The organism is Mesorhizobium sp. LNJC405B00 (assembly GCF_000502615.1).
Taxonomy (GTDB): Bacteria; Pseudomonadota; Alphaproteobacteria; order Rhizobiales; family Rhizobiaceae; genus Mesorhizobium.
The window spans coordinates 454422-480356 of the sequence record NZ_AYWC01000003.1; the positions used below are offsets into that span (position 1 = coordinate 454422).

General features: G+C 63.7%; 18 protein-coding genes and 4 pseudogenes. 13 read left to right on the forward strand and 9 right to left on the reverse strand.

The features are described from left to right. Positions 1 to 99: 99 nt before the first annotated feature. From X756_RS156660 to X756_RS156640, 5 genes are all read left to right on the forward strand, one after another. Positions 100 to 783 carry an SDR family NAD(P)-dependent oxidoreductase gene (locus tag X756_RS156660; RefSeq protein ID WP_023668581.1) on the forward strand — a complete coding sequence of 228 codons (684 nt, stop codon included), beginning with the start codon at positions 100 to 102 and terminating at the stop codon, positions 781 to 783. A gap of 172 nt (positions 784 to 955) precedes the next feature. Continuing rightward, a complete protein-coding gene (locus X756_RS156655) occupies positions 956 to 1810 on the forward strand; it encodes a MetQ/NlpA family lipoprotein (RefSeq protein WP_023668580.1) in 855 nt (284 codons plus the stop codon). Positions 1811 to 1893: 83 nt separating this feature from the next. Continuing rightward, positions 1894 to 2982, forward strand: coding sequence for a methionine ABC transporter ATP-binding protein (locus X756_RS156650; protein ID WP_023729258.1), 1089 nt, complete (start codon positions 1894 to 1896; stop codon positions 2980 to 2982). Next, positions 2963 to 3619, forward strand: a complete 657-nt coding sequence (locus X756_RS156645; RefSeq protein ID WP_023668578.1) for a methionine ABC transporter permease — start codon at positions 2963 to 2965, stop codon at positions 3617 to 3619. The genes X756_RS156650 and X756_RS156645 overlap by 20 nt, the downstream gene beginning before the upstream one ends. A 136-nt stretch (positions 3620 to 3755) precedes the next feature. Next, positions 3756 to 4862 (forward strand): isopenicillin N synthase family oxygenase, encoded by a 1107-nt coding sequence (locus X756_RS156640; protein WP_023729259.1) that lies wholly within the window; start codon positions 3756 to 3758, stop codon positions 4860 to 4862. 161 nt (positions 4863 to 5023) lie between these two features. Here X756_RS156640 and fba read toward each other — a convergent pair whose 3' ends face one another. The 3 genes from fba to mtnK all read right to left on the reverse strand — a co-directional run bounded on the left by fba (position 5024) and on the right by mtnK (position 8764). Next, positions 5024 to 6088 carry a class II fructose-bisphosphate aldolase gene (gene fba / locus X756_RS156635; RefSeq protein WP_023729260.1) on the reverse strand — a complete coding sequence of 355 codons (1065 nt, stop codon included), beginning with the start codon at positions 6086 to 6088 and terminating at the stop codon, positions 5024 to 5026. A gap of 316 nt (positions 6089 to 6404) precedes the next feature. After that, a complete protein-coding gene (mtnA, locus tag X756_RS156630; protein ID WP_023668575.1) occupies positions 6405 to 7499 on the reverse strand; it encodes an S-methyl-5-thioribose-1-phosphate isomerase in 1095 nt (364 codons plus the stop codon). Then, positions 7496 to 8764: an S-methyl-5-thioribose kinase gene (gene mtnK, locus X756_RS156625; protein ID WP_023729261.1), complete on the reverse strand. Its 1269-nt coding sequence runs from the start codon at positions 8762 to 8764 to the stop codon at positions 7496 to 7498. The genes mtnA and mtnK overlap by 4 nt, the downstream gene beginning before the upstream one ends. 137 nt (positions 8765 to 8901) lie before the next feature. Here mtnK and X756_RS156620 point away from each other — a divergent pair, with 137 nt between their 5' ends. From X756_RS156620 to X756_RS156610, 3 genes are all read left to right on the forward strand, one after another. Then, positions 8902 to 10413, forward strand: coding sequence for a sugar ABC transporter ATP-binding protein (locus X756_RS156620; protein WP_023701522.1), 1512 nt, complete (start codon positions 8902 to 8904; stop codon positions 10411 to 10413). A gap of 74 nt (positions 10414 to 10487) precedes the next feature. Further along, on the forward strand, positions 10488 to 11483 hold the full coding sequence (locus X756_RS156615; protein ID WP_023668572.1) for an ABC transporter permease: 996 nt from the start codon (positions 10488 to 10490) through the stop codon (positions 11481 to 11483). A 46-nt stretch (positions 11484 to 11529) separates the two neighbouring features. Continuing rightward, positions 11530 to 12582, forward strand: a complete 1053-nt coding sequence (locus tag X756_RS156610; RefSeq protein WP_023687049.1) for a substrate-binding domain-containing protein — start codon at positions 11530 to 11532, stop codon at positions 12580 to 12582. 71 nt (positions 12583 to 12653) lie between these two features. On the opposite strand, the gene X756_RS156605 is transcribed toward X756_RS156610, so the two are convergent. The 6 genes and pseudogenes from X756_RS156605 to X756_RS156595 form a co-directional block, all read right to left on the reverse strand. After that, positions 12654 to 12941 carry a type II toxin-antitoxin system RelE/ParE family toxin gene (locus X756_RS156605; RefSeq protein WP_023729262.1) on the reverse strand — a complete coding sequence of 96 codons (288 nt, stop codon included), beginning with the start codon at positions 12939 to 12941 and terminating at the stop codon, positions 12654 to 12656. Continuing rightward, the gene (locus X756_RS156600; protein WP_023704832.1) at positions 12934 to 13194 is read right to left on the reverse strand and encodes a type II toxin-antitoxin system ParD family antitoxin; all 261 of its coding nucleotides are present in this window, start codon (positions 13192 to 13194) and stop codon (positions 12934 to 12936) included. The genes X756_RS156605 and X756_RS156600 overlap by 8 nt, the downstream gene beginning before the upstream one ends. 94 nt (positions 13195 to 13288) lie before the next feature. After that, positions 13289 to 13629: pseudogene (locus X756_RS1000000169760) on the reverse strand (D-alanine--D-alanine ligase A); the annotation flags it as partial. A 208-nt stretch (positions 13630 to 13837) separates the two neighbouring features. Beyond that, positions 13838 to 14389: pseudogene (locus X756_RS0133915) on the reverse strand (SDR family oxidoreductase); the annotation flags it as partial. 73 nt (positions 14390 to 14462) lie between these two features. Beyond that, positions 14463 to 16037 (reverse strand): annotated as a pseudogene (locus X756_RS0133920) (bifunctional aldolase/short-chain dehydrogenase); the annotation flags it as partial. Between the two features lie 94 nt (positions 16038 to 16131). Continuing rightward, a complete protein-coding gene (locus X756_RS156595; RefSeq protein ID WP_023684445.1) occupies positions 16132 to 17103 on the reverse strand; it encodes a sugar-binding transcriptional regulator in 972 nt (323 codons plus the stop codon). 190 nt (positions 17104 to 17293) lie between these two features. Here X756_RS156595 and X756_RS01000000165335 point away from each other — a divergent pair. The 5 genes and pseudogenes from X756_RS01000000165335 (at position 17294) to X756_RS156575 (ending at position 25919) form a co-directional block, all read left to right on the forward strand. After that, positions 17294 to 18945 (forward strand): annotated as a pseudogene (locus tag X756_RS01000000165335) (acyl-CoA synthetase). A 153-nt stretch (positions 18946 to 19098) separates the two neighbouring features. Then, positions 19099 to 19704 carry a TetR family transcriptional regulator gene (locus X756_RS156590; protein WP_023729263.1) on the forward strand — a complete coding sequence of 202 codons (606 nt, stop codon included), beginning with the start codon at positions 19099 to 19101 and terminating at the stop codon, positions 19702 to 19704. A gap of 58 nt (positions 19705 to 19762) precedes the next feature. Continuing rightward, a complete protein-coding gene (locus X756_RS156585) occupies positions 19763 to 20902 on the forward strand; it encodes an efflux RND transporter periplasmic adaptor subunit (RefSeq protein ID WP_023729264.1) in 1140 nt (379 codons plus the stop codon). A 248-nt stretch (positions 20903 to 21150) separates the two neighbouring features. Continuing rightward, a complete protein-coding gene (locus X756_RS156580; RefSeq protein ID WP_023729265.1) occupies positions 21151 to 24288 on the forward strand; it encodes an efflux RND transporter permease subunit in 3138 nt (1045 codons plus the stop codon). Positions 24289 to 24563: 275 nt separating this feature from the next. Next, positions 24564 to 25919 (forward strand): LLM class flavin-dependent oxidoreductase, encoded by a 1356-nt coding sequence (locus tag X756_RS156575; RefSeq protein ID WP_023729266.1) that lies wholly within the window; start codon positions 24564 to 24566, stop codon positions 25917 to 25919. Positions 25920 to 25935 lie beyond the last annotated feature (16 nt).

The following is a 25935-nucleotide window of genomic DNA, read 5'->3' on the forward strand; positions in this document are numbered from 1 at the left end:
TTTTCACCGAACAGCGAAAATCGAGCAACGCCGTTCTTGCGTCTCGCCGCTCAAGACGCCAGCTATGAGACGAACACGTCATCGCCAAGGAGAAACGACATGGCATCCGAAGTCGCAGTGATCGCCGGCGCGGGTGCGGGCCTGAGCGCCTCTTTGGCACGCCTTCTCACCACGGAAGGCTATCGTGTGGTGCTGGCCGCCCGCAACACGGCCAAACTCGCGGCGCTGGTCGGGGAAACCGGCGCGCTGGCCGTCGAAACCGACGTCGCCGATCCGGCCTCCGTCGCCGGCCTGTTTGACGCCGCCGACAAGCAAGGCCCGCTGGCCCTTGCCGTCTTCAATGCCAGCGGCCGCACGCGCGGCCCGATCGCCGAGGTCGATCCCGATGCGGTCAAACAAGCCTTGCTTGTCGGCGCCTATGGCGGCTTCCTGGTCGGCCAGCAAGCGGCGCGGCGGCTGCTTGCGCGCGGCTCCGGTTCGATTCTTTTCACCGGCGCCTCCGCCAGCATCAAGGGCTTTCCCAACTCCGCCGGCTTTGCCATGCCGAAATTCGGCCTGCGCGGTCTGGCTCAGTCGATGGCGCGCGAACTCTTCCCGAAGAACATCCATGTCGCCCATTTCATTATCGACGGCCAGATCGAGCCGGTCGGGACGAAGCCCGAGCGACCGGACAGCCAGCTGTCGCCCGATGCGATCGCGCAGACCTATCTCGCGACCCATCGCCAGCATCGCAGCGCCTGGAGCTTCGAGGTCGAGCTGCGGCCCTTTGTCGAGACATTCTGACCGGTCCGGCGTGACCGTTCTCGCAATTGCGAAATCTTTGAGAGAATATTCCCGGCTTCGTGTTTGAGAAGAAATGCGGTTCTTTGATCCGGCAAGCAGCATTGCCGATGATGTCGTCAAGGCTTGGTATTCCACCTCGCCGCAATGACTTCAGGATTACGAGGGATCGACAATGTCCGAACGCGGAAACGCTTCCAGCTCTCTTCTTTTTTCAGCCATCAGCCGGCGAGCTGCCCTTGCGGCACTTTTTGCCTCGGCCGTCACGCTTGCCGGTCTGGCTCAGCCGACGCCGTCCTTCGCCGAGGACAAGAAGTCTATCAAGGTCGGCATCATCAGCGGCGAGGATGAGGATGTCTGGCGCGTCGTCGTCGCCCAGGCCGCCGAAAAAGGCCTGACCGTCGAGACCGTGGTGTTCAACGACTACACCCAGCCCAACGAGGCGCTCGAGCGCGGCGAGATCGACGCCAACGCCTTCCAGCACCAGCCCTATCTCGACAACCAGATCAAGACCCAAGGGTACCACATCGTGCGCGTCGGCTACACCGGCGTCTGGCCGATCGGCCTCTACTCCAAGAAATACACCAAGGTTGCCGACCTGCCCGAAGGCGCCGTCATCGGCTTGCCCAACGACCCCTCGAATGAGGGCCGCGCGTTGCGCGTTCTGCAGAACGAAGGCGTGATCAAGCTGAAGGACGGCACCGGCATCCTGGCGACCACCGCCGACATTGCCGAGAACCCGAAGAAGGTCGTCATCAAGGAACTGGATGCCGGCATTGTCGGGCGCTCGGTCGAGGATCTCGACGCGGCTGTCGTCAACACCGACTGGGCGCTGAAGAGCGGTCTCGGCCCGGACAACCGCATCGCCCAGGAGCCAGTGGCCGACAACCCCTACCGCAACTTCATCGCCGTGAAATCCGGCAACGAGAACGAGGCGTGGGTGAAGACGCTGGTCGCGTCCTACCAGAACGAGGCGGTCAAGGCCGAGTTCGACAAGGTCTACAAGGGCACCGGGATCAGCGCCTATTGATTGGCGCCTGGTTGTCAGGAGCAGGCGGCCCGCTGTTGAGCGGGCCGCTGTCGCATTTGTCGAGCGTTGAAACGGACAGTGAGATGAACCAGCACGTCACGGCCGAGGCATCCGGTCCGGTCAATATATCGGCCGGGCAAGAAGATGTCGTACGCCTGGTCGACCTCAAGCGCCGCTTTGGCGCGACGCCTGCGCTCGACGGCGTCTCGCTGACGGTGAAGAAGGGCGAGATCCTCGGCATCATCGGCCGCAGCGGCGCCGGCAAGTCGACGCTGATCCGCTGCCTCAACGGGCTGGAGCGGCCGGACTCCGGCGACGTCTTCATCGAGGGCCGCGAGATCGGCCGGCTCGGCGAGCGTGAATTGCAGCCGCTGCGGCGTCGCATCGGCATGATCTTCCAGCACTTCAATCTGCTGTCGGCCAAGACCGTGGAGGACAATGTCGCGCTGCCGCTGAAGATCGAGGGCCGCCCAAAGGCCGAACGGCTGGCGCGCGCCGCCGAATTGCTCGACCTCGTCGGCCTGTCGGAGAAGGCGAAGGCCTATCCGTCCTCGCTGTCGGGCGGCCAGAAGCAGCGCGTCGGCATCGCCAGGGCGCTGGCCGCGCGGCCGGCGCTGCTGCTGTCCGACGAGGCGACCTCAGCGCTCGATCCGGAGACGACGCGCTCCATCCTGGCCTTGCTGAAAGACATCAACCGGCAGCTCGGCCTCACCATCCTGCTCATCACCCACGAGATGGAGGTGATCCGCTCGATCGCCGACCGCGTCGCGGTGATCGATGCCGGGCGCATCGTCGAACAAGGCCCGGTGTGGTCGGTCTTTGCCGAGCCGCGTTCCGAAATCACCAGGAGCCTGCTCGGCGGCATCCGCCCGCAACTGCCGGCCGAGATTGCCGGCCGGCTTGCTCCCGGAGGCGGCGCCGAGCTCATCCTCAGGGTCGACGTCGCAGGTGAGGCCGCGCGCGGTCCGCTGCTGTCCGATCTTGCGGTGGCCGTGCCGGGACGGTTCCGCCTCGTCCATGGTGGCATCGACCATGTCCAGCAGCAGCCGGTCGGCACGCTGTTCCTTGCGGTCGCGGGCAACGATCCGAAACATCTGTCCAAAGTAATCGCATTCCTGAAGGCCCGCGACGCACGGGTGGAGGTGCTTGGCCATGTCGCCGGTTCTGTTTGAACTTCTGCTGCGCTCGATCTGGGAGACGGTCCTGATGACGGCGGCATCGGGCCTCATCTCGCTCGTCTTCGGGCTGCCGCTCGGCCTGGCATTGATTGCCACCGAGCGCGGCGGCATTGCCGAAAGCCTGTGGGTGAACCGCGCGCTCGGCGCCGTCATCAACGGCTTCCGCTCGGTGCCTTTCATCATCCTTCTGGTGGCGCTGATCCCGGTGACGCGGCTGATCGTCGGCACCTCGATCGGCACCTGGGCGGCGATCGTGCCGTTGTCGATTGCGGCGACGCCCTACTATGCCCGCATCGCCGAAGTGTCGCTGCGCGAGGTCGATCGCGGCCTGATCGAGGCGGCGCGCGCCATGGGCGGCAACCGCTGGACGATCATCCGCGAGGTGCTGGTGCCCGAAGCTTTGCCCGGCATCGTTGCTGGTTTCACGGTGACGCTGGTGACCCTGATCGGCGCCTCGGCCATGGCCGGCGCCATCGGTGCCGGCGGGCTTGGCGACCTCGCCATCCGCTACGGCTACCAGCGTTTTGAGACCAGCGTCATGGTCGCCGTGGTCATTGTGCTGATCATCCTCGTTTGCGGCATCCAGTGGGTCGGTGACCGGCTGGTCGCCAGGCTGGACCGGCGCGGATGAGCGCCACGAACGTTATTTGCCGGCAGGCTGCCAAACGCAGCGCCGGCTTTCTCTATCGGCGCCGAGATTGGATTGCGCGTTGCTTTGATCGGACCGGCCTGCGTGCCACCGTGACAGCGGAACAAGGAGCTTGACCATGCCCAGGATCGTACCCGTGCTTGATCTCGGCCGTCTCGAACAGGGCGCTTCCGAGCGGCGAACGTTTCTCTTCGACCTGCGCACGGCCGCGCGCGATGTCGGCTTCTTCTATTTGACCGGCCACGGCATATCGGCTGCGGATACCGCAGAAGTGCTCGACGCCTCGCGCCGGTTCTTTGCCTTGCCGGAAGCCGACAAACTGGCGATCGAAATGGTGAAGTCCTCGCAGTTCCGCGGCTACACGCGCGCCGGCGGCGAGCTGACCAAAGGCAAGGCCGACTGGCGCGAACAGCTCGACATCGGCGTCGAACGCCCGGCCATCGAACAAGGCCCCGGCGTGCCCGCCTGGACGCGGCTGCAAGGGCCGAACCAGTGGCCGGGGGCACTGCCCGAGCTGAAGCCGGCTCTGCTGGCATGGCAGACCAAGGCGACAGCGGTAGCGATCCGGCTGCTCAGGGCCTTCGCTTTGTCGCTCGACCAGACCGAGGATGCCTTCGATCCGATCTACCGGGCCGAGCCCAACCACCGCATGAAGATCGTGCGCTACCCCGGTCGCGACGCCACCGGGGATGACCAGGGCGTCGGCGCGCACAAGGATGGCGGTTTCCTGACGCTTCTGCTGCAGGACGAGAGCAAGGACCTGCAGGTCGAATATGACGGTGCCTGGGTCGACGTCGATCCGCTGCCCGACACGCTGGTGGTCAACATCGGCGAACTGCTCGAACTGGCGTCGAACGGCTATCTCCGGGCGACAGTCCACCGTGTGGTGACACCGCCAGCCGGCGTCGAGCGCGTCTCGGTCCCGTTCTTCTTCAGCGCCCGGCTCGACGCCACGATTCCGCTGCTCGACCTGCCCGAGAATCTGGCGGCCGAGGCGCGCGGGCCGGCCAGCGACCCCGACAACCCGCTGTTTCGCAATGTCGGCACCAATGTGCTGAAGAGCCGCCTGCGCTCGCATCCCGACGTGGCGCGCCGGCACTATGCCGATCTTCTGGAAACCGACGCCTCACCGGCTGAAATCTTTCAAAACGAGAACGAAATTTCCGAATCTCACGTTGTTTTAGAAAGCCGTTCGTCGCCATCTGCCGCGAATACGCGCATATAGGAATTATCGTTCGGCGGTTTCCTCCCATTCCACCGAGCGGTGTTCCCCTCTGAAGGTTCTTGACCTTCTTTTGGCCGGGCCGCTTTCGCGCCCGGCCTTTTTTAATGTCAAGAGCTCTTCTTTCTTCCCCACAAGGGGAGAAGGAAGAGGCGCCAGGTACTTCACCCAAACTTCGGATCAAGGCTGCCCGACTTGTACCGCTTGGCCATCTCAGCTACCGGCAGCGGCTTGATCTTCTGGGCATTGCCGGCGGTGCCGAACTGCTCGAAGCGCTCCTTGCACAGCTTGCGCATCGCCGCCATCGCCGGCGTCAGATATTTGCGCGGATCGAACTCGCTCGGGTTTTCGGTCAGCACCTTGCGGATGGCGCCGGTCAGCGCCATGCGGTTGTCGGTGTCGATGTTGATCTTGCGCACGCCGTGCTTGATGCCACGCTGGATCTCTTCCACCGGCACGCCCCAGGTCGGCTTCATCTGGCCGCCATATTTGTTGATGATCTCCTGCAGGTCCTCGGGCACCGAGGACGAGCCGTGCATGACCAGATGCATGTTGGGCAGGCGGCGGTGGATTTCCTCGATGACATTCATCGCCAGCACCGCGCCGTCCGGCTTGCGCGAGAATTTGTAGGCGCCGTGGCTGGTGCCCATGGCGACAGCCAGCGCATCGACATGGGTGTCCTTGACGAATTCGACCGCCTGCACTGGGTCGGTCAAGAGCTGGTCGTGGCTGATGGCGCCTTCGACGCCGTGGCCGTCTTCCTGCTCGCCGCCGCCGCTCTCAAGCGAACCGAGCACACCGATCTCGCCTTCCACCGACACGCCGCCCCAATGCGCCATGTCGACGACGCGCCGGGTGATTCCGGAATTGTAGGCATAGTCGGCCGGCGTCTTGCCGTCCTCTTTCAGCGAGCCGTCCATCATCACCGAGGTGAAGCCGTACTGGATGGCGGTGACGCAGGTGGCTTCGTTGTTGCCATGGTCGAGATGCATGCAGACCGGGATGTCGGGGTGGATTTCGACCAGCGCGTCGATCAGCTTGGCCAGCACCACATCATTGGCGTAGGCGCGGGCGCCGCGGCTTGCCTGCAGGATGACCGGCGACTTGGTCTCCTCGGCCGCCTCCATGATGGCGAGGCCCTGTTCCATATTGTTCATGTTGAAAGCGGGTACGCCGTAGCCGTACTCGGCGGCGTGATCGAGCAATTGTCTCAGTGTTATGCGAGCCACCCAATAGTCTCCCGTATCTGGTTTCAAGCGCAACGTCGCGGGCCGGCCGATTGCCGGCCTAGATGCTTCTGGCCGGATTTCGCCAGAACCGCAACCGTCAGCGGCCATCGAGGCCGCAATTCTTGTTGCAGGGCTGAAATCCGGCAGCCAGCCGGTGAGGCGCTAATCTCCCCCATTGAGGGGGAGATGGCCGGCAGGCCAGAGGGGGTCGGTTCGACTGGAGCGCTAGCATCATCTGTCGGTGCTGGGAGGTCGCGTCAGGACGCGCCGACCCCCTCTGTCGCCTTTGGCGACATCTCCCCCTCAAGGGGGGAGATTATCCGCGTTCGGGGAACATCGCCTTCAACCCTTCGCGCGAAGCCTTGGCCACACCGCGCTCGGTGATCAGCCCTGTCACCAACCGTGCCGGCGTCACGTCAAATGCCGGATTTGCCGCCGGCGTCGCTTCGGGCGAAACCCGCACCTGCGCAATCTTGCCGTCCGCCGTCTTGCCCCAGACCAGCGACACCTCGTCACCGGAGCGTTCCTCGATCGGGATTTCGGTCAGCCCATCACCCACCGTCCAGTCGATGGTCGGCGAGGGCAGAGCGACGTAGAAGGGCACCTCATTATCGGAGGCGGCGAGCGCCTTGAGATAGGTGCCGATCTTGTTGCAGACGTCGCCATTGGCCGTGGTGCGGTCGGTGCCCACGATCACCATGTCGACCGCGCCACGCTGCATCAGATGGCCGCCGGCATTGTCGACGATCAGCGTGTGCGGCACGCCGTGGCCGGCCATCTCCCAGGCGGTCAGCTGGGCGCCCTGGTTGCGCGGGCGCGTCTCGTCGACATAGACATGGACCGGAATGCCGGCCTCGACGGCGAGATAGATCGGCGACGTGGCGGTGCCGTAATCGACCGTCGCCAGCCAACCGGCGTTGCAGTGGGTGAGGATGTTGACCGGCTCGCCCGGCTTCTTGCGTGCCGCGATCTCCTTGATGATGGCAAGCCCGTTCTCGCCGATGGCGCGATTGAGATCGACATCCTCGTCTGCGATTTCGGCAGCGCGCTTATAGGCCGCCTCCGCGCGCTGTCCCAATACGATCGGCCTGAGGAACCGCCGCATCTCGTCCAGTGCCCAGCGCAGATTGATCGCCGTCGGCCGCGTCTTGTGCAGCGTCTCCCAGACCGCGTCGAGCGCTTCGTCAGACGGATCGTCCGCCATCTGGATGGCGACGCCATAGGCTGCGGTGACGCCGATCAGCGGCGCGCCACGAACCCACATGTCACGGATCGCGGTGGCGATGCCGGCAACGCTCCCGATCGTCTCGACCCGGAACTCGTGCGGCAGCCAGCGCTGGTCGATGATCTCGACCGAACGCTGGTCGTCGCTCAGCCAGATGGTGCGGTAGTGGCGCTCGCCGACGTTCAAATCCTGCTCTCCCGTTCGATCAAAGCGGCCAGATTATTGACCTCGTCCATGCCGTGAATCTGGTGCCGGTTGACGGCGATGTGGCGGCCGAATTTCAGCGCCTTGGCCTCGCAGGAGGCTCGCAGATCCTCGTCTTCAATGGTCTCGAAATCGGCATTGTGGGCGAGGCCGAGGATGCGCCGGTGCACCTCGATGCCGGCAAAGCCCAAGAGGTCGGTCCAGATCTGGTGCAGCACATGGTCGAGCGCCTGCTCCGAGGCGAGAATGTCGCCCTGATCCTCGAACAGGCTCTTCTGGTAAAGCATGCCGGTGCGCTCGGTGCGCCATAGATGCGAGAACTCGGCGCGGAACACCGTCCAGGTGTCGTTGGTCACCCCGAGCAGATAGGCACGCATGGCGTCACGCTTGCCCTTCTGTTCATGGCCGCGCTGCGAGAAGTAGGACATCCAGAAATTGGCGAGCAGCATGCCTACATCGAAGGCCATCGGACCGTAGAAGGCGAACTCCGGATCGATCATCCGCGTCTCGGTGTCGGTGACCATGATCGAGCCCGAATGCAGGTCGCCATGCAGCAGCGTCTCGGCGTTGGCGGCGAAGATATGCTTCAGCCGCTGCGCTTCGACCTTGAGGTCGCGGTCGGCGCGCAGTTCGGCAACCAGGCCGTCGAGCTGCGGCGAGGTGTGCCGGTTCAGCTTGGCATCGAAATATGGGTCGGAAAACACCAGGTCTTCGGTGATGCCGCAGAGCTCGACATTGTCGGCAAACAGCGCCAGGTCGGCCTTGCGGTCCTTGGTGGGCATGGAGAGATCAGAGCCGCGGAACAAAGTGCGGGCCATGAACAGGCCGATGTCGCGGGCGATATTTGGCAACTCGCGGCCGTCGATCAGGGCACGGCGCAGGATGATGTGCGGCGGCGCCAGATATTCCATGATGATCAGCGCCTGGGCTTCGTCGAAATGGAGGATCGCCGGCACCGAGCCCGGCGCGCGCGCCTCTTGCCGCGTCAGCGCGTGATACTCGAAGAAGGAGCGTTTGAGCGGCAACGGCCAGCTGTCGCCGACGAGGCGAACATAGGGCAGGGCCTGCTTGACCACGGCCGCACCCGAGCCGCCTTCGACGATGAAGACGAGGTTCAGATTGCCGTCGCCGACCTCGCGCACCTTCCAAGGGCCCTTGCCGATTTTGGCGCACAGCGCTTCGTTCGTACCGAGGCGCGTTGCAACCGTCTCCACCGACAGTGCTTCAAACGGCAATTTCGCAGTCATTCCTCACCCTCCCGCTTGCTCGCTCCAATCATAGTGGAGCGATGGCGGTGAGGCCAAGCTAGGAAGCTGACTGGCAATTGTCAATCGAGTTGACAATTGATGACGTAGCCCATAGCGTCATCTTAAGGGAGGAACGAATGGGCAATGATGCCGTGTTCCGCGTGGACGGGCTGAGGAAATCCTTCGGCCATATCGAGGTGCTTGGCGGCGTCTCGCTCGAACTGCATGCCGGTGAGATCACCGTGCTGATGGGCGCCAACGGCGCCGGCAAGTCCACCCTCGTCAAGATCATCAGCGGCGTCTACGACCATGACGGAGGCATCATGCACCTCGCTGGCGGCAACTTTGTGCCGAACACGCCGGCAGAGGCGATCCGCGCCGGTGTCGTTACCGTGCACCAAAACATCAATGACGGCGTCGTCGCCGATCTCGATGTCGCCACCAATCTGACGCTCGACCGGCTGAGCGGCAAGGGCGCGCCGCTGCTGTTCAACCCCGGCCGGGTGCGCCGCGAAGCCAAAGCGGTGGCCGACCGCATGGGGCTCGCCATTGACCTCAAGGCCCGCATCAGCGACCTGTCGCTGGCCGATCGCCAGATGGTGGCCATCGCGCGCGCCATGGCGCACCAGCCGAAAGTGCTGATCCTCGACGAGCCGACCTCGTCGCTGTCCAGCGCCGAGGCCGACCGGCTGTTTGCGCTGCTCGACCGCTTGCGCGAGCAGGGCGTCGCCATCCTCTACATCTCGCATCGCATGTCGGATATCAGGCGGCTGGCCGACCGCATCGTCTCGATGCGCGATGGCGTCATCTCAGGCGTCTTCGACAGCAAGCCTCTCGACTATGAGGGCGCCGTTAACGCCATGCTCGGCCGCAAGATCCATCTTGACCGCATCGAAGCCAGGAGTTCTGCCGAGCCGATCCTGACCGTCGATGCCTTCCGCATCGCCCCTGGTGCCCGGCCATTCTCGCTGACTCTCGGCGACGGCGAGGTCGTTGCCATTACCGGCCTCGTCGGCGTCGGCAAGACCGCGCTCGCCGAGACGCTGTTCGGCTTGCGCAAACCGCTGTCCGGCACGATGACTTTATATGGCAAGCCCTATGCGCCCGCGTCGACCGGCGAAGCCATCGCCGCCGGCGTGTTTCTGGTCGCCAAGGACCGTGGCGAAAACGGCATCGTCGGCGGCTTCAACATCCAGGAAAACATCAGCCTGCCCTTCCACAAGCGCATGTCGCGCTTTTCAGTTCTCAAACGCGGCCTTGAACGCACTATTGCCCGCCGGCAGATCGAGGATCTCGGCATCGTCTGCCGCTCGGAGAAGGACGAGATGACCACTCTGTCGGGCGGCAACCAGCAGAAGGTGATGGTGGCCCGCTGGATGGCGCAGGACGCCCGATTGTTCATTCTCGACGAACCGTTCCAGGGCGTCGATATCTCCGCCAGGCGCGACATCGCCGCCAAGCTGAGGGCCAGCGCCAATGGCCGCGCCACGCTGCTGTTCGTCACCGAACTCGACGAGGCACTGGAGACGGCCGATCGCATATTGGTGATGTCCGAGCAGACCATCGTCGGCGAACACCGCAACGCCGATGTCGATCTCGACCGTCTGCTGGCCGAAGTCGCGGGCGGGCCGTTGCACAGTGCGGCCTGAGCCACGATGATTGAAGAACTGAGGGTTGGAATGGAGTGCACGGGTTTGAGTTGGGTATTGACGGCGGGCGCTGAATGACGCTGCGCGATTACGCTATCCGCTACGGGTTCATCGTGCTTCTGTTCGGGCTGATCGCGTATTTCGCCATCGCCGCCGACGGGTTCGTCTCGCCGCAAAGTGCCGTCTTCATTTTCCAGTCGGTCGCCATCACCGGCGTGCTGGCGCTGGGCGTCACCGCCACACTGGTTGTCGGCGGCTTCGATCTCTCGATCGGCTCGGTCGCCACATCGGCCATGATGGCGGCTGCCTATGTCATGGTGGTGCTGGAGCAGAACGTTGTCGTCGCTGTCCTCATCTGCCTGCTCATCGGCGCCCTTGTCGGCCTCATCAATGGCTGGCTGATCGTCTATATGCGCGTGCCCGATCTGCTGGCGACGCTCGGCATGATGTTCCTGCTCGTCGGCTTGCAGCGCATCCCGACTGAAGGACGCTCCATCGCCACCGGTATGACAATGCCGGACGGCTCGGTCGCCAACGGCAAATTCTCCGACGCCTTCCTGGCGCTCGGCCGCCACCGCTTCGACTTCTTCATCCCGAACCTCATTCCGGTCTCGGTGGTCGTGCTGATCGTGCTCGCCGTGCTGATCTGGTTCTTCCTCGAATACACACGCTTCGGCCGCATGATGTATGCCGTGGGCAGCAATGAACGGGCCGCCGAACTCGCCGGCGCGCCTGTCAAGGCATACAAGATCTGGGCCTACGTCATTTCAGGAGTTTTTGCCTCGATCGGCGGGATTTTGCTGGCCGCACGGCTTGGACGCGGTGACATCGCGTCGGGTAATAATCTGCTGCTCGATGCGGTTGCCGCGGCGCTGATCGGCTACGCGGTGCTCGGCGCCGCCAAGCCGAACGCCTTCGGCACCGCCATCGGCGCGCTGTTCGTCGGCATCCTGCTGCAAGGCCTGACGATGATGAACGCGCCTTACTACACGCAGGATTTCGTCAAGGGCGTGGTTCTCGTCGTCGCCCTTGTCTTTACCTTCGCCCTTTCCGGCCGGGGCAGGAGATAGAATGGCTGCCGGGACAGTTTTGGGTTCAACAAACGGAGGAAAGAACGTGAACATCACAAGACGACTTTTGGGGAAGGTCGCGCTCGGATTGGCCGGCGCAACAATGCTGATGCAGGTCCCGGCCTTTGCCGCCGACAAGCCGGCGCCGTTCGACAAGCCCGGCGTCAAGATCGCGCTGGTGCGCTATCTCTCGACCGGCGATTTCTTCCAGGCCTATCTCTCGGGCGTCGAGTCCCAGTCCAAGGCGCTCGGCATCGATCTGCGCGTGCTCGACAGCCGCCAGGACGCCGCCCTTCAATCCGACATGGTCGACCAGGCCATCGCACTCGGCGTGCAGGGCATCATCATCCAGCACGGCCTGACGGAATCGATGAAGGACGCCGCCCAGCGCGCGGTCGATGCCGGCATCAAGGTCGTCGCCTTCGACGTCAATGTCGAAAACCCCAAGATCCCGCAGATCGAACAGTCCGACAAGGACCTTGCGCGCCTGGCGCTCGAGCAGGCGGTCAAGGACAATGGCGAGAGCTGGAACGCCGGCTATGTCTATGTCGCTGGCATCGCGCCGCTCGACCGCCGCAACGAGACCTGGGTCGACGTGAAGAAGAAACATGCCGGCATCAAGGAAGTCGCGATGTTCGGCACGCTCGACAACCCGATCGCCAACTCGGTCGCCAACCAGGCGCGCTCGGTGCTGCAGGCGCATCCCGACATCAATGTGATGTTCGCGCCCTATGACGAGTTCGCCAAGGGTGTGAAGATCGCCGTCGACGAGGCGGGGCTGAACAAGAAGATCAAGATCTACTCCGCCGACATCTCTACCTCGGACATCGCGGCCATGCGCGAGACCGACAGCGCCTGGGCCGCCACCGCCGCCACCAACCCTGCCGTCGTCGGCCAGGTCTCGGTGCGCGCGCTGGCGCAGCTGCTCGCCGGTGAAGATCCCGGCCACAACGTCGTCGTGCCGCCGACGCTGATCACCCAGAAGGACCTGATCGACAAGGACATCAAGAACATGGAGGACCTGTCGGCCAAGCTGCCGCAATTCGCCCATGCCGATGTCGCCATGCCGGCCTGGATGCCGAACCCGAACGCGAAGTAGGATCGGTCGTCTGATAGATGCGAAGGGCGGCTATGGGCCGCTCTTTTCATATTGATGGTAAGCCTGCCGGCCTACAACCAATGGTCTGGATCGCGCATCCCGGGGACAATCGCCACAGCGATAACACCATCGGGCTGCGGCTCGTAGATGATGATATAGCGGTCTTCGACGAGCACGCGGGCCGTTGCGCTAAACTCGGGCCGTGCGCTGCCCATCTTGGGGTGCTGCGCCGCCAGCTCCAGTCTTTCGAAAATGCGCATCAACAGTCTGTCTGCTGCCTTTTCATTGTCGGCGGCGATGGTGTGCCAGATGTCTCGCAAATCCTGCGAAGCGCGCGGTGTGAGCCGATGGCTAGCCACGGGCGCGGCGTTCTGCCTTCAGGCTGCGAATGAACTCGGTGTGGTCGACAGCCACTGGCTTGCCGCTGCCCATCCCGTCGGCATAGGCCCGCTTCAAGTGCTGGAGTTCGAGCGTGCGCAATTCCTCGCGCTGCTCCCATAAGCGCAGGGCGTCGCGGACAATCTCGCTGTTGGAAGCATAACCGCCACCTTCGATAGCGCTTTGCAGGCGAGCTATCTGCTGCGCGGTAAGGGATATGGTGAGGGTGCGCATAGGTTCGTTTTTCATACCCACATTATAATGCAGCCAACAAGATCTAACAATATCTGTTAGGAATCTGCCCCTGCATCATGACCGCCCGACGCGCACCAGCCACCGCGCCGTCCTCGCCATGCAGGCGTGCAGCACCGGAACACCATATTCGATGGCAGGCAGGTCATGCGGCGCCCTTGGCGGGATCGCCAGCATCCGCCATGCCCGGCCGGCGGCAGGCAAAGCTGCGTCCCATCAGACGGTGTCGCCAGCGCGCCGTCCTTGAAATCGCTCAGCAGCCATTGGCCTTCGCGGGTGACGAAGGTGGGAACGGAGTCGTATTTCGCCGATCCAGAGTACGCATGACATGGTTGCCGAAAGCAGCGAAACCTCATGCTCGGCGGAGCGCCCGCCGAACAGCACGCCGACACGAAGTCTCTTCGCAGCCATCGACAACTCCACCAAGGATCAGGGTCGGAGCTCGCATGCGAAACACAAGGCGCGCCCTAAAGTGGTCGAGCAATAGGCCAAGGATTGGAGTGGATTTTGACCAGTTCGAGCAGTTTTTCAGCACGACCTGCAAAAGCAGTTCTCCGCCTGGAGTCCTTCAGGTGGGAGAGCGGTTCGTCGTTTTGGTGAACGATGAACCGCTCCAGGTCTATGTCTAGCGCAGCGCTGCGGCGATGTTGCCACCGTCGACCGTCGTCACATCGGCGGTGGTGCGTTCGGCCAATGCTTGGTGCAGGAAGGCCTGCGCCACGTCTTCTGCCGTCACCTCCTGTCCGAGCAGATTGCCCGACATGTATTCCTTCTCCGACACGCCGCGCGCGCCGGAACGGCTGGCGATCATGGCGTCGGTCAACAGGCCGGAGCGGATGCGGTCGGCGTTGACCGCATTGGAGCGGATGCCGTGCGCGCCGTAGTCGAGCGCATATTGCCGGGACAGGAATAGCGTCGCCGCCTTCGGCACACCATAGGCGCCGAATTTCGGACCCGGGTTGACCGCCTGCTTGGAGGTGTTGAACAACAACACACCGCCGGTGCCCTGTTCCAGCATGATGCGCACCGCGTTCTGCGCCGCCGACTGGTGGGCGAAGAAGTTGAGCTCGAAACTCTTGCGCAGCAGGGCATCGTCGAGCTCGCCGATGCGGCCTTCCCAGGCGGCACCGGCGTTGGAGACCAGAATGTCGACGCCGCCATAGACAGCGACAGCTTTAGATCGGAAGAGCACACGTCTGANCCACGTGAGATGAAACGATGATGGGGGCCTTTTGCTTCGGCTTCAACTCGATGCGGCCTTCCCAGGCGGCACCGGCGTTGGAGACCAGAATGTCGACGCCGCCATAGACAGCGACAGCTTTGTCGAAGGCGGCGCGCAGCTCGGCCGGGTTGGTGATGTCGGCGCCGATGCCGATCGAATTGTTGCCGGCTGCCTTTGCCGCCTCGGCCGCCCTGGCCGCATCGAGATCGACGACGACGGCATGCGCGCCATTGGCGGCGAACAGTTTTGCCGTCGCAGCACCGATCGCGCCGGCGCCGCCAGTGATCAGCACCACCTGGCCGGTCAGCGGCTTCGGCTTGTTGGAGGCGAGCTTGGCCTGCTCAAGCGACCAGTACTCCAGCGGGAAGAGGTCGGCCTTCGATAGAGGATGGAAGCTGCCGACGGCCTCGGCGCCGCGCACCGCCTCGATCCACATCTCGCCGACATCAGATGCGATCTTCGCATCCTTCAGCGTGCGGCCATGGCCGAACATGCCGAGGCCCGGCACCAGCGTCAGCCGCGGCATCGGGTCGAGCATGGTGCGCTGGACGTCGTCCAGCGCATCGTTGGTTTCGACATAGGCGCGATAGTCGTTGGCGAAGGCGTCGACATGGCTCTTGATGACGGCCTTGTAGTCGCCAATCTTGTCGGCGTCTGGCGCCGGAACCGCCATCGGTCCGGTCTTGATGCGGATCGACAGGTCGGGCGTCGACACGCCGCGTCCGGCATAGTCTGCAATGCCGGCTGAGTTGATGAAATCGACGATGGCGTCCGAAGTGCGGAAATCGCTGATCATGCGGTCGAAGCGGCCTTCGCCACGCGCCACCGCCACCGCGCCACGCAGCATCGGCGCGATCGCTGCCGGCGTTGCGAGCTTGGCCGGCAGTGCGGCTTTCGCTGCCTTCGGCTTGCCGTTCTTCGCCACATAGTCTTCGGCCACGTTCACATAATGGATCATGCGGTCATAGGCCTGCTTCGCAGCGTCGCCGAAGGTGAAGATGCCATGCTTGTCGAGGATCAGGCCTTCGACGCTGGGGTCGGCGTCGTAGACATCGGCGGCCACCTTGGCGAGGTCGAAGCCCGGCTTGATGTAGGGCACGTACCCCATCTTGTCGCCGAACACGGTCTTGATCAGCGGCTTGCTGTCCGCCTGGTCGACGATGGCGAGGATCGCGGTCGAATGCGTGTGGTCGACGAATTTATGCGGCAGGAAGGCGTGCAGCAGCGTCTCGACCGATGGATTGGGGGAGGCGGGGTCGATGAGGTTCGCCCGCTGCAGCGCCACCATGTCCTCGTCGGCGAGGCTGGCCAGCGCACGCGCCTTCAGCAGCGCGCCGAGCTTGACCGCCGGCAGGCCTTGCGGCTCGATCACACCCATGTCCCAGCCGCTGCCCTTGACGCACAGCACATCCCATTCGTCGCCGACGAGATCGGTGGCCTTGGTCTTGCAGGAGGTGTTGCCGCCGCCATGCAGCACCAGCCGCGGCTCGCCGCCGAGCAGCCGGGTCGTGTAGACGCGCAGCGCGAGGTCGCGGGCAACGCCCTTTTTCGCATAGTCGGCAACCAGTCTTTCCGCGTCGCCGTCATTCCAAAGGTTCTTCATGTCGCTATGTCCGCTTTGCTGTCTTTGATGTTGCTGTGAACAGGAGTGCCGCGACGCCTTGATGACAATGCGCCTGCTGCTGGGATTTCGTTGGTCAGGAAGCCTTTTTTGCCCCCGCACTGGCTCCGGCATGGTCGAGCAGCCGCCGCGCCATGCTGGCGCCGACGACGAGATGCGTGCAGAGTCCGCCGGCGAGCGCGGCGAGCAGCGGTTCGAACTTGCTGTCTTCCTGCACCACCATCAGCCGCTTTTCGATCTGGCGCAGTGACGACAGCGAGGCCGAGATGACGCGGCGGTTGTAGCTGCAGTCGAGCGCCTTGCCGGTGGCATCGATGATCTGGCCGGCAACGACGCCGGCGGCGCCCGCTTCGCGCAACAGCCCCATCTCGCCGGGGCTGAGCGCGCCGCATTTGACGACATGGCTGTCGCCATCGACGGTGCCGACCGAATAGAGCGCCAGATCGCAGTTGGCAATATCGGCCAGTTGTTCGCGGATCACCGGTTCGGCGCGCAGCCCATGCGCCAGCAATTCCGTCGTCAGCACCAGCGGCGCGTAGAAATTGAGGCCCTTGGCGTTGAGCCGCCGGGCGATCTCCATCGTGCACTGGTCGGGACGGTAGGAGTAGGGCGCGCCGAGATTGCCGCAGAGCTGCACAACGGTGACGTCCTGCAGGTCGGCATAGGACATGACGTCGGCGATGGTGTAGACGGTGCGGCCCCAGGCGACGCCGATCCGGTCGCCCTTCTTGACCAGTTCGAGAAAGACGCCCGCCGCCAGCACCGCAACGTCCGTCGAAGGGTCGACGACATAGGCATTCTCCGGCGCGATCCACACCGCATCAAGCTTGAGCGCGTCCTCGAGCTGGCGCGCAAGCACGTCGTCGGTGAACAGCTGCGTCGAGGTCGAGATGTTGACGATGCCGGTCTCGCGCGCCTTGCGCAAATACATGGCGACCGAGGCGCGGGAGATGTTAAGCTGGCTGGCGACCTGGTCCTGGCGCAGGCCATGGGCATAATAGAGCCATGCGGCCTTGTGGATAAGCTGTTCTGCCGGTCGGATCGCCATGCCGTCTCCTCGGCTGACATTATTCACGGCTCTCGACAAAAGTCAAACTGGCGTGGGTACACGATACCTCTTTGCCCATCGAATCTGGACGATCATTGCGCCAAATGTGCCCGGTCGGGAATCGCCGATGGTGACGTGGCGGGAACCTGTGGTTAGAAGTTCTCAACAATGAAAATTCGGGGAGCACGGGATGGGCAGTCCCTACGAGCAGGATCTCGGCAAGAACGCCGCCAACCATCAGCCGCTGACGCCGCTCACTTATCTGGAGCGGGCGGCAAGCACCTATCCCGATCATGTCGCCATCATCCATGGCAGCCAGCGTATCACCTATCGCACCTTCTGGCGGCGCTCGCTGAAGCTGGCCTCGGCGCTGTCGAAGCGCGGCATCGGCAAGGGTGATACGGTGACCGTCATGCTGTCCAACACGCCCCCCATGCTGGAGGCGCATTTCGGCGTGCCGATGGCCAAAGCGGTGCTGCATTCGCTCAACACAAGGCTCGATGCCGCCGTCATCGCGTTCCAGCTCGACCATGCCGAGACCAAGGTGCTCATCGTCGACCGCGAATTCGCTGCTGTCGTCAAACAGGCACTGGCACTGGCCAAGGTGAAGCCGCTGGTCATCGACTATGACGATCCCGACTATGCCGCCGATGCACCCTATCCCAAGGGCGAGCGCATCGGCGCGATCGACTATGAGGCGTTCGTCGCCGGCGGTGACCAGGGCTACGCCTGGTCGATGCCCGACGACGAATGGGACGCCATCTCGCTCAACTACACCTCCGGCACGACAGGCAATCCGAAGGGCGTCGTCTACCACCATCGCGGCGCTGCCCTGATGGCTTACACCAACACCATCCATGCCGGCATGGCCAAGCACGCCGTCTATCTGTGGACGCTGCCGATGTTCCACTGCAATGGTTGGTGCTTCCCATGGACAATGGCCGTCCAGGCCGGCACCCATGTCTGCCTGCGCTGGGTGCGGCCGAAGCCGATCTACNGCCGATCTACGATGCCATCGCCGACCACGGCGTCACACATCTTTGCGGTGCGCCGGTCGTCATGTCGGTGCTCATCAACGCCAGCGATGAGGACAAGCGCCACTTCCCGCAGACCGTTACCTTCAACACCGCTGCCGCGCCGCCGCCGGAAGCCGTGCTGTCAGGCATGGCCGATGCCGGCTTTGCCGTCACCCATCTCTACGGCCTGACCGAGACCTATGGCCCGGCGGTCGTCAACGAATGGCACACCGCCTGGGACGGTCTCGACAAGGGCGAACGCAGCGCCAGAAAGGCCAGGCAGGGCGTGCGCTATGCCGCACTCGAAGGCCTGACGGTGATGGACGCGGAGACGATGCAGAAGACGCCGGCCGACGGCGAGACCATCGGCGAGGTCATGTTCCGCGGCAACATTGTCATGAAGGGCTATCTGAAGAACAGGAAGGCGACCGACGAGGCTTTCGCCGGCGGCTGGTTCCACTCCGGCGACCTCGGCGTCATGCATCCCGACGGCTACATCCAGCTCAAGGACCGCTCCAAGGACATCATCATCTCCGGCGGCGAGAACATTTCATCGATCGAGGTCGAGGAAGCCCTCTACAAACACCCGTCCGTGGCGTCCTGCGGCGTCGTCGCCAAGGCAGACGACAAATGGGGCGAGGTGCCGGTCGCCTATGTCGAGCTGAAGCCCGGCAAGGTGGCAAGCGAGGCCGAGATCATCGAACACTGCCGCGCGCTGCTCGCCCGCTTCAAGGTGCCGAAGGCGGTGATTTTTGCCGAGATCCCGAAGACATCGACGGGGAAGATCCAGAAGTTTCAGCTGCGGGAAATGGCGAAGGGATCTTAGTTCCAGAGCGCAACGGCACGCGCAAGGTCGAGTTCGCGCACACCCTCTGTCACCAAATTATACGCGTACGTCGAATTCGCATTGACACTTCCCTCTTTTCGATTTACGACTGACGAAAGTTGAAATTCGTCACTCATAAATCGACAGAGAGCCATGTCCGAAGCCGCCAGCATAATGGCCGACTCCACCCGCCAGGAGAATGTCACCCGCATTCTCGACTGTGCCGAACGCCTGTTCCGGCACTATGGTTACGGCAAGACCAATGTCGCCGACATCGCCCGCGAACTCGGCATGTCGCCGGCCAATATCTACCGTTTCTTCGCCTCCAAGGTCGAAATCCACCAGGCCGTCTGCGGCCGCATGCTCCTCGCCAGCTACAACATGGCCTACGAGATTTCCCGGTTGCCGATCAGCGCCGAGGAGCGGCTGCGCCGCTACGTGCATGCGCAGTACAAGATGACGCTGGAAGTCATGCTCGACGACCAGAAGGTCCACGAAATGGTCATCGTCGCGCTCGAGCGCGACTGGGGCGTCATCGACAAGCATATCGACAGCATTCACGACCTGTTTGCCGAGGTCATCCGCGAGGGCATCGAGGCCGGCGAGTTTGCCGACCAGGATCCGGTCACCGCATCGCGCTGCTTCGGCGCCGCCACCGTCATTCTGTGCCACCCGCAAATGGTGGCGCAGTGCCTTGCCAAGACCAATCGGGCGATGCCCGACGATCTCATCGATTACGCGATCAAGGCTCTGAAGTAATAGCCGCCGCCCGCCGGGCGCCGGTGTCGACCGTTCATCTCCAGTCGGGAGTACGAAAGTGTCTTTGTCCAGTTCCATCATCCGCAAGCTGCCGGTCGCCGGCCTGATCGTCGCCACGCTCGGGCTCGCCGCCTGCAGCCAGGAGAAGACCGAGGTCCAGGACATCATCCGTCCGGTCAAGGTGGTCGAGATCGGCCAGGCCGAAAAGAGTCGCGAACTCACCTATTCCGGCTCGGTGCGAGCCCGTACCGAAATGAACCTCGGCTTTCGCATCTCGGGCAAGGTCACTGAGCGCCTGGTCGACATCGGCCAGCATGTGACGACAGGCGATGTGCTAGCCCGTATCGATCCCACGGACTATGAGTTGTCGGTCAAGAGCGCCAAGGCTAGCCTCGACGCCGCCGAGCGGCAGGTCGAGACGGTCGATCTGTCCCGCAAGCGCGCCGAACAGCTTTTTGCCAAGAACTTCACCTCCAAGTCGCAGCTCGAACAGGCGACGCTGAGCTACAACCAGGCGGTAGCGACGCGCGATGCCGCCCGCTCTACACTTGCCCAGGCGCAGAACCAGGTCGTCTACACCGATCTCAAGGCGAGCGAGAACGGCATCGTCACGGCGGTCTCGGCCGATGTCGGCCAGGTGGTCGGCGCCGGAACGCCTGTGATGACCGTTGCCGTCGACGGCGAAAAGGAAGTGCTGATCGCGGTTCCCGAAATGGACATCGCCGCCTTCAAGCCGGGAAAGGACGTCAAGGCCAGCTTCTGGTCCGATGACGCGCTGGCGCTCTCCGGCAAAGTGCGTGAAGTCGCCGGCAGCGCCGACCAGCAGTCGCGCACCTTTGCCGTCCGCGTCTCGCTGCCCGACGACCCGCGCGTGCTGCTTGGCATGACCGCCAAGATCGAGGCCTCGGTGGCCAAGAAGCAGGAGATGGTGTCGATCCCGCTCAGCGCGCTTGCGGAAAAGGATGGTCGCAAGATTGTCTGGACCGTCGACCGCGCCGGCGAGACGGTGCACGAGCGCCTGGTCAAGGTTGCGGAGTTCACCTCCGACGGCGTCAGCGTCGCCGACGGGCTCAAGCCGGGGGATGTCGTCGTTGCCGCCGGCACCCAGTTCATGACCGAGAATCTCAAGGTCAAGCTGACCGGCGATGCGGTCCAGGCCGCCTCTGCGGAAGGCGATGCCGCAAAGGCCCTGCGCTGACCGCAGGCATGAAGCCGGCTTGATCGTCGCTTCGGCGAAAGGGCTGGGCAAGCGAATTCAGGGTTTCCGGGCGGCGAGCGCCCGATGGTCGAGACGCCAAGATCGAGTTCCCCCGCATCGATCCGCGCGTCCCACCGCGATGAGTGTCTCTCCGCTCGGAAAGCCTCGCCGCCCGGAAGCCAGCATCGGAATATTTTAGCTGCATGCAAAGCGCATGCGCGCACGATCAACGAATTGGACTGACGCCGATGACCACCACCGACAGCACTGAAAAGCAGCCTTTCAATCTTTCGCGCTGGGCCATCGGCCATCCCTCGATCGCGCGCTTCCTGTTCGGTCTGATCATCATTGCCGGCGCGCTCGGCCTGATGCGCATGGGCCAGAAGGAAGACCCCGATTTCACCTTCCGCGTCATGGTCGTCCAGGCGATCTGGCCGGGCTCCTCGATCCAGGAGATGGAAGACCAGGTCGTCAACAAGATCGAGCGCAAGCTGCAAGAAACGCCGCACCTCGACTTCGTCCGTTCCTACACCCGCGCCGGCAGCGCCATCATCACCGTCCAGATCAAGGGCGACACCAATGCAGAGGAGGTGAAGGACGCCTTCTACCAGGTGCGCAAGAAGGTCGGCGACATCTCCGGCGACCTGCCGCAAGGCCTGCTCGGGCCCTATTTCAACGATGAGTTCGGCGACACCTTCATCACCCTGCACTCGATCGGCGGCGACGGCTACAGCTATCCGGAGCTGAAGAAATTCGCCACCCAGGCTCGCGACATGCTGCTGACGACGCCGGGCGTCGAGAAGGCCGTCATCATCGGCGACCAGCCGGAGAAGCTTTATATCGACGTCTCGTCCAAGGCCCTGGCCGAACGCGGCCTGACGCTGACCGACCTGCAGAACGCCATCAAGGGCCAGAACAATGTCGATCCGGCGGGCTCCGTCGACACCGGCCTGCGCTCGGTGCGCATCTCGGTCGAGGGCGATGTCACCAGGGCTGCCGACATCAGGGAATTGCGCCTGCGCGCCGGTGGTCAGGTGACACGTCTTGGCGACATCGCCACCGTGAGTTCCGGTCTCGAAGATCCCTATCAGCGCAAGTACCGCTTCAACGGCCACGAAAGCGTCCAGGTCGGCGTCGTCATGGCCAAGGGTTTTAACGTCAGGGACGTCGGCACGGATGTCGAGGCGACCTACAAGCGCTTTGAGGAAGCGCTGCCCTACGGCGTTGCGGTCGACCAGATTTCCAACCAGCCCGAGGTTGTCAAGGACGCCGTCAACGAGTTCATGGAGGCGCTCGGCGAGGCGCTGCTGATCGTGCTTGCTGTCTCGCTGCTGTCGATCGGCTGGCGTTCCGGCCTGGTCATCGCCATTGCCATTCCGCTGGTGCTGGCCGCCACCTTCGCCATCATGTACGAGCTCGGCATCGATCTGCAGCGCATTTCGCTCGGCGCCCTGATCATCGCGCTCGGGCTGTTGGTCGACGACGCCATGATCGTCGTCGAGATGATGGAGCGCAAGCTGGAAGAGGGGCTGGTCAAGATCGATGCGGCGAGCTTCGCCTATTCCTCGACCGCCTTCCCGATGCTGAGCGGCACGCTGATCACCATCGCCGGCTTCATCCCGGTCGGCTTCGCCGCCTCGACCGCAGGCGAATATGTGCGCACGCTGTTCTATGTCGTCGGCATCGCGCTCGTCGTGTCGTGGTTCGTCGCCGTCTATTTCACGCCGTGGCTGGGCTACATGATCCTCAAGCAGCGCAAACACGCCGGCAACCATCATGACGCCTTCGACACCGGCTTCTACCGGCGGCTGCGCGCCACGGTCGGCTGGGCGGTGCGCCACCGCATCATCGTTCTGGTGATGACGCTGGTCACCTTCGCCACCAGCCTGTGGGCGTTCCAGTTCATCCCACAAAACTTCTTCCCGCAATCCTCGCGGCCGGAAATCCTCGTCGATCTCTGGTTGCCTGAGGGAACCTCGATCAAGGAAGTCGAGACGCAGGCCAAGGCGCTGGAAGCCCGGATGATGGACGACAAGGACAAGCGCTTCATCGCCACCTATATCGGCGAAGGCGCGCCGCGCTTCTTCCTGCCGCTCGACCAGCAATTGCGCAATCCGAACTATGCGCAGCTTCTGGTGATGGCCAATGACGAGCCGGCACGCGAGCGGCTGATCCTCAAGCTGCGCTCAATCCTGGCGCAGGATTTCCCCTCGATCCGTTCCAAGGTCGACCGTCTGTTCCTCGGCCCGCCGACCGGCTGGCCGGTGCAGATGCGCATCATGGGTCCGGACCGCCAGGAGGTGCGCCGCATCGCCGACCAGGTGAAGGCGAAATTCGCCGAAAATCCGCTGCTCGGCGCCGTCCATGACGACTGGCTGGAGCCGGTACCGGCGATGAAGCTGATCATCGACCAGGACCGCGCCCGTGCGCTTGGCGTCACCTCGCAACGCATCCGCCAGATGCTGCAGGCAGCGATGTCCGGCGCGCCGCTCGATGACTTCCGTGATGGCGAGGAGACGGTTTCCATCGTCGCCCGCGAACCGGACGCCAGCCGCAGCCTGCTGTCCTCGGTCGACTCGGTCTATATCCCGACCGATTTCGGCGGCTTCGTGCCGCTGTCGCAGGTGGCCAAGGTGGTGCCGGTGCTCGAGCAGGGCGTCGAATGGCGGCGCGACCGCCTGCCGACCATCTCGGTGCGCGCCACGCTGCCGGATGGCGTGCAGTCGAACGACGTCGTCACCAAGCTCTACAATGACATGCAGGGCATGCGCGCCGGCCTGGCGCCCGGCTACAAGATCGAGATCCAGGGCGGTGCGGAAGATTCCGCCGAAAGCCAGGCCTCGATTGCCGCCAAGGCGCCGATCATGCTGGCCGTCATCGTCGTGCTCCTGATGATCCAGCTGCAGCATTTCGGCAAGGCGATGCTCGTGCTGGCCACCGGTCCGCTCGGCATCATCGGTGCGGCGGCGGCTCTGTTGATCAGCGGCGCGCCGTTCGGGTTCGTCGCCATCCTCGGTGTCATCGCGCTGCTCGGAATCATCATGCGCAACTCGATCATCCTGGTCGACCAGATCGATCAGGACATCGCCAGGGGAATGGACCGATCGGAGGCCATCATCGGCTCGGCCGTGCGCCGTTTCCGGCCGATCGTGCTGACGGCGATGACGGCGGTGCTGGCGCTGATCCCGATCTCGCGTGCGGTGTTCTGGGGACCGCTCGCCTACGCCATGATGGGCGGCATCCTCGTCGCCACCGTACTCACCATCCTGGTGCTGCCGGCAGGCTACGCGCTGTTCTTCGGCCGCGAGCCGAAGAAAGGCAGGAAGCCGGCTGATGAGGCGGTGCAGGACAATGACAGGCCGCCACTGGCGCTGGCCGCCGAGTAGGCGCTGCCGGCGCACAGGATGCACCTTGGAAAAGGCTGGAACGCCGTACGCTTGACGTGCGGCGTTCTGGCTTTCTCCTTGCCGGTGGCACCGAGCACCCAGGCAAGTATCTCAACACCAGGCGGGTTCATCAAAATAGGTTGAACGGCCACCTGTATGAAAATGCTTCGCGGCGCCGGCTTTGCAAAACAGAATTCCTTTCCAGGACAACAAAGCCGTCCGATCCTGCTTACATATCGGAGCGGCAACGCTCATTCGCATCAGGTGATCATCCCATGGCAGACAACAAGCAATTGCGGCTCGGCGCCTTCATGCGTCCGGTCAGTCTTCACACCGGGGCCTGGCGCTATCCCGGCTCATATCCCGATGCCAACTTCAACTTCGCCCATCTGAAGCGCTTCGCGCAGACGCTTGAGGCGGCGAAGTTCGACGCCTTCTTCATGGCCGACCATCTGGCCGTTCTCAACATGCCGATCGAGGCGCTACGGCGCAGCCACACGGTGACCTCGTTCGAGCCGTTCACGCTGCTGTCGGCGCTCGCCGCCGTCACTGATCATATCGGCCTTATCGCCACCGCATCGACGACCTTCGACACGCCCTATCACATTGCCCGTCGCTTCGCCTCGCTCGACCATATCAGCGGCGGCCGCGCCGGCTGGAACATCGTCACCACATCCAATCCCGACGCCGCGCTGAACTTCGGCCTCGACGAGCATGTCGAGCACGACGAGCGCTATCACAATGCGCGGGAATTCTACGATGTGGTGACCGGCCTCTGGGACAGCTTTGCCGACGACGCCTTCATCCGCGACGCCGAGAGCGGGCTCTATTTCGATCCCGCGAAGCTGCATGTGCTCGACCATAAGGGTGAGCATCTCTCGGTGCGCGGCCCGCTCAACATTGCGCGGCCGGTGCAGGGCTGGCCGGTCATCGTCCAGGCCGGCGCATCTGAGGCCGGGCGGCAGCTGGCAGCCGAAACGGCGGAGGTGATCTTCGCCGCCCATTCCGATCTGGCGTCCGGGCAGCGCTTCTTTGCCGATGTCAAAAGCCGGGCCGAGAAGCTCGGCCGTTCGCGCGACGACATCAAGATCCTGCCCGGCGCCTTCGTCATCGTCGGCGACAGTGTCGAGGAAGCACAGGCCAAACGCGCCAAGCTCGACAGCCTGGTCTATTACGAGAGCGGCATTGCCTCGCTGTCGATCGCGCTCGGCCATGACGCGTCGGCCTTCGACCCCGACGCGCCCTTGCCCGAAATCCCCGAGACCAATGCCTCGAAGAGCGGCCGCGAGCGCGTCATCGAGCTGGCGCGCCGGGAGACTTTGACCGTCCGCCAGCTGGCGCAGCGGCTCGGCGGCTATTCCGGCCTTGCCTTCGTCGGCACGCCTAAAACCATCGCCGACGCGATGGAGGAATGGTTGCTTGCCGAGGGGTCAGACGGCTTCAACGTCATGTTCCCCTATCTGCCTGCCGGGCTCGACGACTTCGCCGAGAAGGTGGTGCCCGAGCTGCAGCGGCGAAAGCTCTTCCGGCGCGAGTATGAGGGCACCACCTTGCGCGAGAATCTCGGCCTGAAGCGTCCGCCGAACCGGTTCTTCGAAGGCTCCGAAGCGGTCATCCGCAAGGCCGGCTGACGTCTGCCACAAAAAG